This is a genomic window from Streptomyces sp. WZ.A104 (assembly GCF_002382885.1).
In the GTDB taxonomy this organism is placed as follows: Bacteria; Actinomycetota; Actinomycetes; order Streptomycetales; family Streptomycetaceae; genus Streptomyces.
In genome coordinates, this window is sequence record NZ_NWVL01000088.1 from 18,923 (window position 1) to 28,818 (window position 9,896).

Sequence of the window (9,896 nt, forward strand, 5' to 3'; positions counted from 1 at the left end):
CGGGGTGCGCCGGGTGACGGGCGCGCGAAGGTCAGCTCTTGTCGGCTGCCTCGGGGGCGGGCTCCTTCTTGAGCAGGTCGCTGCCCGTGCTGTCGGACCCGGGCGCGTCCTCGGCGCCGTCCTGCTTCTCGGCGGAGTCGGCGTCGGCGGAGTCGGCGTCGGCGGTCTTCGCGGGCTCGGCGTCCCGGTCCGGCTCGACGATCTCCTCGCGGCCCGGGCGCAGCTTCGCGGAGATCACGATGTAGGTGACGGCGAGGACGAAGACGATGATCGCGGTCCACACGTTCAGGCGCAGGCCGAGGACGTGGTGGGCCTCGTCGACCCGCATGTACTCGATCCAGCCGCGACCGGCGCAGTAGGCCGCGACGTACAGCGCGAACGCCCGCCCGTGGCCGAGCCTGAAGCGGCGGTCGGCCCAGATGACCAGCAGCGCGACGCCGATGCACCACAGCGACTCGTAGAGGAAGGTCGGGTGGTAGGTCCCGGCGACCCGGTTCGGGCCCTCGCTGATCTCCAGCGCCCAGGGGAGGTCGGTGGGCTTGCCGTACAGCTCCTGGTTGAACCAGTTGCCCCAGCGGCCGATGGCCTGGGCGATGGCGAGGCCCGGGGCCAGCGCGTCCGCCCAGGCGGGCAGCGGGATGCCCCGGCGGCGGCAGCCGATCCAGGCGCCGACCGCGCCGAAGGCGACCGCGCCCCAGATGCCGAGGCCGCCCTCCCAGATCTTGAAGGCGTCGACCCAGTTCTGGCCTTCGCTGAAGTAGAGCTGGTAGTCGGTGATCACGTGGTAGAGCCGGCCGCCGACGAGGCCGAAGGGCACCGCCCAGACAGCGATGTCGGCGACGGTGCCGGCTTTGCCGCCACGGGCGACCCAGCGCTTGTTGCCGAACCAGACGGCGACGAAGACACCGATGATGATGCAGAACGCGTAGCCGCGCAGCGGGATCGGGCCGAGCTCGATCACGCCGGTCGACGGGCTGGGAATGGAGGCAAGGTTCATGACGGAGTCGACGCTACCTTGCCGGGCGGCGGGTAGGCCAAGCCACCCGGCAACGTCTGCGTAACAGGGGCACGGCCACGGGCCCGTACGTCGGCTCTTTCCGGGGCTGTCCCGGGCCGTACCCAGGGATCAGGAAGCGGGGGCGGACGGGGTGGCGGTGCCCGGCTTCTTGCCCTTGTTGTCCTCGGCGACCCACTTCTTCAGGTTCTCCGGGGAGATCTGCTCGTCGCCCTTGCTCGGGAAGACGGACTCCCCGTTGAGCAGCACGGTCGGCGTGCCCTGGAAGCCGCCCTCGCGGAACGCCGTGTCGGACTTCCTCACCCAGCTGTCGTGCTCGCCGTCCTCCACGCAGCTGCGGAAGGCCGGCGTGTCGAGCCCCTCGACCTCACCGGCCAGCTCGATCAGCCGGCTGTTCTTGCCGAAGGCGTCGTCCGGCTCGGGAGGCTGGTTGCGGAAGAGGACGTCGTGATACGGGGCGAACTTGCCGACGTCCTGGGCGCAGGCGGCGGCGTTGGCGGCGCGCAGCGATCCGTTGCCGCCGAGGTTGCCGTCGATGATCGTGGCGAGGTGATACTCCACCTTGACCTGGCCCTGGTCGGCCAGGTCCGTGATGGTGTCCCGGAAGGCGTTCTCGAACTGGGCGCAGACCGGACAGCGGAAGTCCTCCCAGATCGTGAGGGTGGACGGGGCGTCGGAGGCGCCGACCGGCAGCGTCAGGGAGTCCTCGCCGGTAGCGCCCGAGGGGGCGATGGCGGGGCCCGACGCGGTGTCCCCGCCGTCGTCCTTGCCCGCGTTGGCGGCGATCAGGCCGACCACGGCGGCCAGTGCCAGCACCCCGACCACCGCCGAGGCGACGATCAGCGTGCGGCGCCGCTTCTCGCGCCCCTTCTCCCGCTCGCGCTGCTGGGCCAGGCGCTCGCGCGCGCTTCTGTTTCCCTCAGGGATCTTGTCGCTCACACCCGGGGAACGAACCGGGGAGGCACCTCCGCGCCTCCCCGGCCCATAATCCACCCATTCGGGTGATTCAAGGCGTCAGCGCTTTCGAACGCCTACGGCCAGGTCGCCCGCCAGGGAGCGGACGGCTTCCAGACCCGCGGCCTCGTCGGGGGCGTCCAGCATGGCCTTGACGAACGCCGAGCCGACGATCACGCCGTCGGCGAATCCGGCGACCTCGGCGGCCTGTGCGGCGTTGGAGACACCGAGTCCGACGCAGACCGGCAGCTCGGTGGTGGCGCGGGTGCGGACCACCAGCTCCTGGGCCTGGGCGCCGACGGAGGCGCGGGTGCCGGTGACGCCCATCAGGGAGGCGGCGTAGACGAAGCCGCTCCCGGCCGCCGTGATGGTGGCGAGGCGGGCGTCCTGGCTGCTGGGGGCGACGACGAACACGGTGGCGAGGCCGTGCTTGTCGGCGTGCTCACGCCACAGCGCGGACTCCTGGACCGGCAGGTCGGGCAGGATGCACCCGGCGCCGCCCGCCTCGGCCAGCTCGGCGGTGAAGCGCTCCACGCCGTACCGGTCGATGGGGTTCCAGTACGTCATGACCAGGATCGGGACGCCGGTGGCCTCGTGCGCCTCGCGGACCGTACGCATCACGTCGGCGATGCGGACCCCGCCGCGCAGGGCGATGTCGTCGGCGGTCTGGATGACCGGGCCGTCCAGGACCGGGTCGCTGTGCGGGAGGCCGACCTCGACGATGTCCGCGCCGCCCGCGACGACGGCCTTGACCGCCTCGATGCCGCCGTCGACGGTCGGGAACCCGGCGGGCAGGTAGGCGATGAGCGCCGCCCGGTCCTCGGCCTTCGCGGCGGCCAGGGTGGTGTTCAACAGCTCGATGTTGCCGCTCACTTGGCGTCCCCCTCGATCTCGGCGCGGTCGCTGTCGGCGTCCGCCTCGACGGCGGCGTCGGGGTCGTAGAGACCGAAGTAGCGGGCGGCGGTGTCCATGTCCTTGTCGCCGCGCCCGGACAGGTTGACGAGGATCAGCCCGTCCCTGCCGAGCTCCTTGCCCAGGTCCAGGGCACCGGCGAGCGCGTGGGCACTCTCGATGGCCGGGATGATCCCCTCGGTGCGGGAGAGAAGGCGCAGGGCCTGCATGGCCGCGTCGTCGGTGACCGCGCGGTACTCGCCGCGCCCGATGTCCTTGAGGTAGGAGTGCTCCGGGCCGATGCCCGGGTAGTCCAGACCGGCCGAGATGGAGTACGGCTCGGTGATCTGGCCCTCGTCGTCCTGGAGGACGTAGGAGCGCGAACCGTGCAGGATGCCAGGCTCGCCCGCGGTCAGGGTCGCCGCGTGCTCGCCGGTCTCCACGCCGTGCCCGGCGGGCTCGCAGCCGACCAGGCGGACCCCGGCGTCCGGGATGAAGGCGTGGAAGAGGCCGATGGCGTTGGAGCCGCCGCCGACACAGGCGACCGCCGCGTCCGGGAGGCGGCCCGCGCGCTCCAGGAGCTGGCGGCGGGCCTCGACGCCGATGACCCGGTGGAAGTCGCGGACCATCGCCGGGAAGGGGTGCGGGCCCGCGACCGTGCCGAAGAGGTAGTGCGTACGGTCCACGTTGGCGACCCAGTCGCGGAACGCCTCGTTGATGGCGTCCTTCAGGGTCCGCGAGCCGGACTTCACGGCGACGACCTCGGCGCCGAGCATCCGCATCCGGGCCACGTTCAGCGCCTGGCGCTGGGTGTCGATCTCGCCCATGTAGATGGTGCAGTCGAGGCCGAAGAGGGCGCAGGCGGTCGCGGTGGCGACCCCGTGCTGACCGGCTCCCGTCTCGGCGATGACCCGGGTCTTGCCCATGCGCCTGGTGAGCAGCGCCTGGCCCAGCACGTTGTTGATCTTGTGCGAGCCGGTGTGGTTCAGGTCCTCCCGCTTGAGGAAGATCCGGGCGCCGCCGGCGTGTTCGGCGAAGCGCGGGACCTCGGTCAGCGCGCTGGGCCGTCCCGTGTAATCGACCATGAGCGCGTTGAGCTCGGCGGCGAAGGCCGGGTCGGCCTTCGCCTTGTCGTACTCGACGGCGACCTCGTCCACGGCGGCGACGAGCGCCTCCGGGATGAACTTGCCGCCGTACGCGCCGAAATAGCCCTCGGCGCTGGGGATCAGACCCTCCGGGTCCGGAATGAAGAAGTCGGACGACATGTGACGTGCTCCTTGGCATGGCAACGGGTGGGTTCACCGTATGCGCGGAGCAGCGAGCGCCACCGGGACAGCGTGCGGTCGTACGTACGAAATACGACAGGTACCGCGGTACGTCGGCCGGGGCTCGCTACAGCGCGGACCCCGGGCGCCATCGCATCCCGTTGACCTGGCCGGGCTCGTCACCGATCACGTACCGCACCCGGCGTCCGTGCACGCGCCGGGCCGGGGCTCGGCAGCCTCGCGGCCTGCACCCGCGCGCCAGCGGGGCGTGCGGGTCCCGGGCCGGGGCCCCGGCCGCCCTTCGGGCGACGACGGCAGTTCGACGACAGGCCCTACCCGGCCGGGTGCGGGGCACGGGACGGTCGGTCATGGTCGCGGTCGCTCCCGGTCAGCCGCGGCCGTGGCGGAGCGCCGGGTGTGCGCCCGCGGCGACCAGGTCGGCGACGGCGGCGCGCGGGTCGCGGCCGGTGACCAGGGACTCGCCGACCAGGACGGCGTCGGCGCCGGCGTTGGCGTACGCGATCAGGTCGTGCGGTCCGCGGACGCCGGACTCGGCGACCTTGACGATGTGGTCGGGGATCTCGGGGGCGACGCGCTCGAAGATGGAGCGGTCGACCTTGAGGTCCTTCAGATTGCGCGCGTTGACACCGATGATCTTCGCTCCGGCGTCCACGGCGCGCTCCGCCTCCTCCTCGTCGTGCGCCTCGACGATCGGGGTGAGCCCGATCGACTCGGCGCGCTCGATCAGGGAGACGAGGGCCTCCTGGTCGAGGGCGGCGACGATCAGCAGGGCGAGGTCGGCGCCGTAGGCGCGGGCCTCCCACAGCTGGTAGGAGGTGACGATGAAGTCCTTGCGCAGGACCGGGATGTCGACCTTGGCGCGGACGGCCTCCAGGTCGGCGAGCGAGCCGCCGAAGCGGCGCTCCTCGGTGAGGACCGAGATGACGGACGCGCCGCCGGCCTCGTAGTCCGCGGCGAGCGCGGCGGGGTCGGCGATGGCGGCAAGGGCCCCCTTGGAGGGGGACGAGCGCTTGACCTCGCAGATGACGGTCACGCCCTCGCCGCGCAGGGCGGCGACTCCGTCCTTGGCCTGGGGAGCGCGGGCTGCGCGCTCCTTCAGCTCGTCGAGGCTGACGCGCGCCTGCCGCTCCGCGAGGTCGGCGCGAACGCCGTCGATGATCTCGTCGAGCACACTCACGCGAGCGGCCCCCTTCCGGAACGGTGAATAGGGAACAGGATCAGCCATACCGATGGTATCCGCAGGAGGCCCCGGGGTCCGCATCCGGCCGCGCCGCGTCCCACTACCTGGGCATTCAGGGGGCCAGCGCCGATCCGAACGGCAGATTCCGGACCACGGAGAAGATCAGGAGCAGGGCTCCGATGCCCCACCACCAGGCGGGAGCGAGCCGGATTCGCAGGGGCTGCCCGCGCCAGGCCCGCACCAGCCACAGCACCCAGACCACGGCGAAGAGGAAGTAGCCGACGGTGGCGACGGCGTTGGCGGAGAAGGCGGCGCCGAGATCGCCGTGGATGAACGCGTGCGCACTGCGCAGCCCGCCGCAGCCGGGGCAGAGCACGCCGGTGATCTTGAGCAGCGGGCAGACGGGGTAGTGGCCGGGCTCGTTGGGATCGACGGTCCCGACGTACGCGAAGGCGCCTGCGACGGCGGCGAGGATACCGAGGGGGGTGGCGAGCCGGCGCAGGCGGGTGGGTCCGTCCCAACCCGTCCGCGCCGGAACGGACCGGGCCGAGTCCGGAGTCGGGCAGCCGGTCGGCGGCACGGTCCGGGGTCCGGGGCCCGGCGGTGAGGCTTCCGCGCGGGCCGGACCGGTGGGCCCGGGGCCCGGCGGAGGGCTGGTGTCGGAGTCCGGCGGCTGGGCGGCGGCGGGGGTTGGCGAGGCGTCCACCCGGTGATTGTCCCCGCTGACGCGGAAAGGCGCAGCCCCGGTGGGGCTGCGCCTCGCTGCGTGTCGCTCCGGCCGGTCGCCGGGGCGGGCCTGCGGCCCGCTCAGTGGGAGGTCTGGGCCTGTCCGGCGCGGGCCCGGGCCTCGGCCATCTCGGTGGACTCCTTCGGCATGCCGAGACCGGCGGCCCTCATCGCGAGGCCCACGAGTCCACCGGCGAAGATGACGGCGATACCGACCCAGAAGCCGAGCGGGTTGTCCGCCACCATGAAGACGCCTGCGACGCAGAAGCCGATGAAGGAGATGATGACACCGGTCCAGGCGGCCGGGGTGTGTCCGTGGCTGCTGCCCGCCATGAGTTGCTCCTTGTTGGTGTTGCGCTGTGGGTATCGCGGTGACTGGGGCCGCCGCCCGGGGGACGGCGCGCTCCCATTGTCCCGTACGGGGTGGCAGGACGTGAGCGGGGGTCACTCCTCGCGCGTCGGGTCCTCGCCGCGGTCCAGGGCCTTCCACAGCTCCTCGGGCCGCTCCGGGTCGGGGGCGGTGCGGGGGGCCTTGCGGGGGCGGGGGGTGCCGTCGCGTTCGTACTTCGCGGACATGGCGGGCCAGCGGCCGCCGTAGCGCAGGGCGAGGAGCCCGGCGAGCAGGATCAGCAGGCCCCCGGCGGCCGTGACGTAGGGCCAGGCGGTGTGGCTGAGGGCGTGCACCGTGGCCGCCGCGTCACCGGTGGTGCGGGCGGCCTCCTCGTCGAGGGCGCTGCTGTCGCCCGCCCCGGCCCAGGCGCTGATCGCGGCTCCGAGGCCGCTGAGGGCGAGGAGGACGGCGACGATCCGGCGCCCCGCGCCCCGCACCGCGAAGACGGCGACGAGGGCGGCGAGCCCGACGACGGCGAGAGCGGCGGGGACGCCCGTGACGTCCCGGCCGTCGGCGGTCAGCGGCAGTGCGCCGCCGCCGGTGGCCGCCTGCCCCTCCGCCCAGGTCTGCCCGGAGGCGAGGAGCACGACGGTCGCGCCCGCCGCGCCGAGGAGCAGACCGGCCGCGAGACTGCGGCGGCTCCCGGCGGAGTCGGGGGCGGTGTCGGCGGTTCGGTCACGGGGCTGGGGTACGGGGACGGCACTCACGCCCTCCACTATCCCCTACCGGTTCGGCGTTCGTTGAGCCGGTTGGCCGTATGGACGGCGCGGAGCACGGCGGCGGCCTTGTTGCGGCACTCGGTGTCCTCGGCGACCGGGTCGGAGTCGGCGACGACACCCGCTCCGGCCTGTACGTACGCGGTGCCGTCGCGGAGCAGGGCGGTACGGATGGCGATGGCGGTGTCGGAGTCCCCGGCGAAGTCGAGGTAGCCGACGCAGCCCCCGTACAGGCCCCGGCGGCTCGGCTCCAGCTCCTCGATGATCTGCATCGCGCGGGGCTTGGGGGCGCCGGAGAGGGTGCCCGCGGGGAAGCAGGCGGTCAGTACGTCGAAGGCGGTGCGGTCCTCGGTGACGCGTCCGGTGACGGTGGAGACGATGTGCATGACGTGGGAGTACCGCTCGATCGACATGAAGTCGACGACCTCGACGCTGCCCGGTTCGCAGACCCGGCCCAGGTCGTTGCGTCCGAGGTCGACGAGCATCAGGTGCTCGGCGCGCTCCTTGGGGTCGGCGAGCAGCTCATCGGCGAGGGCCTGGTCCTCCTGCGGGGTGGCCCCGCGGTGCCGGGTCCCGGCGATCGGGTGGACCATGGCCCGCCCGTCCTCGACCTTGACGAGGGCCTCGGGGCTGGAGCCGACGACGTCGAACCCGTCGAAGCGGAAGAGGTACATGTACGGGGACGGGTTGGTGGCCCGCAGCACCCGGTAGACGTCCAGGGCGCTCGCGGTGCACGGGGTCTCGAAGCGCTGGGAGGGGACCACCTGGAAGGCCTCACCGGCGCGGATGCGCTCCTTGATGTCCTCGACGGCCGCCTGGTAGGCCTCGCCGCCCCACAGGGCGGTGTACGGGGGCAGCTCGGACGGGGGCAGGGCGGCGGGGGCGTTCTCGACGGGGCGGCGCAGGTCCTGTTCCATCGCGTCGAGGCGGGCGACGGCGTCGGCGTGGGCCTCGTCGACGCCGGTGGAGAGGTCGTTGTGGTTGATCGCGTTGGCGATCAGCAGGACGGTGCCGTTCTGGTGGTCGAGGACGGCGAGGTCCGAGGTGAGGAGCATGGTCAGCTCGGGGAGCTTCAGGTCGTCGCCGCCGTGCTCGCCGATCTTCTCCAGGCGGCGCACGATGTCGTAGCCGAGGTAGCCGACCATGCCGCCGGTGAAGGGCGGCAGTCCCTCGTCGACGACCAGGTCGCGCGGGGTGTGCAGGGTCTCGACGGTGGCCCGCAGGGCGTCCAGCGGATCGCCGTCCACCGGGACGCCGACGGGCGGGGTGCCCAGCCAGTGGGCCTCGCCGTCGCGGGCGGTGAGGGTGGCGTCGCTGCGGACGCCGATGAAGGAGTAGCGCGACCAGGTCCGGCCGTTCTCCGCGGACTCCAGCAGGAAGGTGCCGGGGCGTTCGGCGGCGAGCTTGCGGTAAAGGCCGACGGGGGTGTCGCCGTCCGCGAGGAGGCGGCGGCTGACGGGAACGACGCGCCGGTCGACGGCCAGCTTGCGGAAGGTGTCGAGATCCATGGCCGGTGACCTTACTGGTCGAGGAGGGGAAGAACATCGGCGTCGAAGCAGGTGCGGTCGCCGGTGTGGCAGGCGGCGCCCGTCTGGTCGACCTTGACCAGCACGGTGTCGGCGTCGCAGTCCAGGGCGACGGACTTCACCCGCTGGATGTGGCCGGAGGTGTCGCCCTTGACCCAGTACTCCTGGCGGCTGCGTGACCAGTAGGTGCAGCGGCCCGTGGTGAGGGTGCGGTGCAGCGCCTCGTCGTCCATCCAGCCGAGCATCAGCACCTCGCCGGTGTCGTACTGCTGGGCGATGGCCGGGACCAGGCCGTCGGCGCCGCGCCTGAGGCGGGCGGCGATGGCGGGGTCGAGGCTGCTGGCGGGCGGCGTGGGGCCGGGCGTGCTGGTCATGGGCCCATTGTGCCGTGACGGCGGAGGCCTTCCGGGCGGACGTCCACTGGGCGGGCCCCGGGTGACGGTCGTACGCTGGCGGGCATGTCGACCCATGCGAAGCGTGAACGTCTCCTGCTCGCCGATCTGTTGGAGGCGGCCGGTCCCGAGGCACTGACCCTGTGCGACGGCTGGAAGACCCGCGATCTGGCCGCCCATGTGGTGGTCCGGGAACGCCGCGCGGACGCGGCGGGCGGGATGGTGCTGGGGGCCCTGAAGGCCCGGCTGGAGCGGGTGCAGGCGGAGTTCGCGGCGAAGCCGTACGAGGAACTGATCCAGCTGATCCGGACGGGCCCGCCCAGGTTCTCCCCGATGTCCCTCAAGCAGATCGACGAGGCGGCGAACACCGTGGAGTTCTTCGTCCACACGGAGGACGTGCGGCGGGCCCAGCCCGACTGGACGCGCCGCGAGCTGGACCCGGTCTTCACCGATGTGCTCTGGTCGCACATCGAGAAGACCGCCCGGCTGCTGGGCCGCCGCTCCCCGGTGGGCCTGGTGCTGCGCCGCCCGGACGGCCAGACGGCGGTGGCCCACAAGGGCACCCCGGTGGTGACGGTGACCGGGGAGCCCGCCGAGCTGCTGCTGTTCGCGTACGCCCGGCAGAACGCGGCGGACGTCGAGCTGGAGGGCGACAAGGACGCCGTGGAGCGGGTGAGGACGGCCGAGCTGGGGATCTAGGGCCAACGCCGTTCAGTTAGGCGTTGAGGTCGTTCGTCAAGGCTGGTGAACGAGGCAGCGGAGCTGCTGTAGAAGAGGGATGTCACTCCAAGACATCCTCACCACAGGAGCTCCGCTGTT

The 9,896-nt window shown here is 72.7% G+C and carries 12 protein-coding genes; 1 reads left to right on the top strand and 11 read right to left on the bottom strand.

Annotation, left to right across the window (positions count from 1 at the left end; all coding sequences use genetic code 11):
- Nucleotides 1–31 precede the first annotated feature (31 nt).
- From lgt to hisI, 11 genes are all read right to left on the bottom strand, one after another.
- Nucleotides 32–997 (bottom strand): prolipoprotein diacylglyceryl transferase, encoded by a 966-nt coding sequence (gene lgt / locus CIB93_RS32260; protein ID WP_096632075.1) that lies wholly within the window; start codon nt 995–997, stop codon nt 32–34.
- 129 nt (nt 998–1,126) lie between these two features.
- The gene (locus tag CIB93_RS32265; protein WP_096632076.1) at nt 1,127–1,954 is read right to left on the bottom strand and encodes a thioredoxin domain-containing protein; all 828 of its coding nucleotides are present in this window, start codon (nt 1,952–1,954) and stop codon (nt 1,127–1,129) included.
- 75 nt (nt 1,955–2,029) lie between these two features.
- Nucleotides 2,030–2,842 (bottom strand): tryptophan synthase subunit alpha, encoded by an 813-nt coding sequence (trpA, locus tag CIB93_RS32270; protein ID WP_096632078.1) that lies wholly within the window; start codon nt 2,840–2,842, stop codon nt 2,030–2,032.
- Nucleotides 2,839–4,125, bottom strand: coding sequence for a tryptophan synthase subunit beta (gene trpB / locus CIB93_RS32275; RefSeq protein ID WP_096632079.1), 1,287 nt, complete (start codon nt 4,123–4,125; stop codon nt 2,839–2,841). Before trpB ends, trpA begins: the two co-directional genes overlap by 4 nt.
- 127 nt (nt 4,126–4,252) lie before the next feature.
- Nucleotides 4,253–4,495, bottom strand: coding sequence for a tryptophan biosynthesis modulator TrpM (gene trpM, locus CIB93_RS39240; protein ID WP_096632081.1), 243 nt, complete (start codon nt 4,493–4,495; stop codon nt 4,253–4,255).
- Nucleotides 4,496–4,513: 18 nt separating this feature from the next.
- The gene (trpC, locus tag CIB93_RS32285) at nt 4,514–5,323 is read right to left on the bottom strand and encodes an indole-3-glycerol phosphate synthase TrpC (RefSeq protein WP_096632082.1); all 810 of its coding nucleotides are present in this window, start codon (nt 5,321–5,323) and stop codon (nt 4,514–4,516) included.
- A gap of 115 nt (nt 5,324–5,438) precedes the next feature.
- Complete coding sequence (locus tag CIB93_RS32290) at nt 5,439–6,032, bottom strand: DUF2752 domain-containing protein (protein WP_096632084.1); 594 nt, start codon at nt 6,030–6,032, stop codon at nt 5,439–5,441.
- A 101-nt stretch (nt 6,033–6,133) separates the two neighbouring features.
- Nucleotides 6,134–6,385, bottom strand: a complete 252-nt coding sequence (locus CIB93_RS32295; protein WP_096632085.1) for an HGxxPAAW family protein — start codon at nt 6,383–6,385, stop codon at nt 6,134–6,136.
- A gap of 111 nt (nt 6,386–6,496) precedes the next feature.
- Nucleotides 6,497–7,159: a TIGR02234 family membrane protein gene (locus CIB93_RS32300; protein ID WP_096632087.1), complete on the bottom strand. Its 663-nt coding sequence runs from the start codon at nt 7,157–7,159 to the stop codon at nt 6,497–6,499.
- Entirely contained in the window at nt 7,159–8,667 is a 1,509-nt protein-coding gene (locus CIB93_RS32305) for an anthranilate synthase component I (protein ID WP_096632089.1), read from the bottom strand. Before CIB93_RS32305 ends, CIB93_RS32300 begins: the two co-directional genes overlap by 1 nt.
- An 11-nt stretch (nt 8,668–8,678) precedes the next feature.
- Entirely contained in the window at nt 8,679–9,059 is a 381-nt protein-coding gene (gene hisI / locus CIB93_RS32310) for a phosphoribosyl-AMP cyclohydrolase (protein WP_096632090.1), read from the bottom strand.
- A gap of 84 nt (nt 9,060–9,143) precedes the next feature.
- Here hisI and CIB93_RS32315 point away from each other — a divergent pair, with 84 nt between their 5' ends.
- Complete coding sequence (locus CIB93_RS32315; protein ID WP_096632092.1) at nt 9,144–9,776, top strand: TIGR03085 family metal-binding protein; 633 nt, start codon at nt 9,144–9,146, stop codon at nt 9,774–9,776.
- The last annotated feature ends 120 nt before the right edge of the window (nt 9,777–9,896 follow it).

Excerpts from the sequence above, each read along its gene's own strand:
- hisI (WP_096632090.1), bottom strand. The coding sequence starts at position 9,059 with ATGACCAGCACGCCCGGCCCCACGCCGCCCGCCAGCAGCCTCGACCCC.
- trpB (WP_096632079.1), bottom strand. The coding sequence starts at position 4,125 with ATGTCGTCCGACTTCTTCATTCCGGACCCGGAGGGTCTGATCCCCAGC.
- trpM (WP_096632081.1), bottom strand. The coding sequence starts at position 4,495 with ATGACCGACCGTCCCGTGCCCCGCACCCGGCCGGGTAGGGCCTGTCGT.
- CIB93_RS32295 (WP_096632085.1), bottom strand. The coding sequence starts at position 6,385 with ATGGCGGGCAGCAGCCACGGACACACCCCGGCCGCCTGGACCGGTGTC.
- CIB93_RS32305 (WP_096632089.1), bottom strand. The coding sequence starts at position 8,667 with ATGGATCTCGACACCTTCCGCAAGCTGGCCGTCGACCGGCGCGTCGTT.
- CIB93_RS32315 (WP_096632092.1), top strand. The coding sequence starts at position 9,144 with ATGTCGACCCATGCGAAGCGTGAACGTCTCCTGCTCGCCGATCTGTTG.
- lgt (WP_096632075.1), bottom strand. The coding sequence starts at position 997 with ATGAACCTTGCCTCCATTCCCAGCCCGTCGACCGGCGTGATCGAGCTC.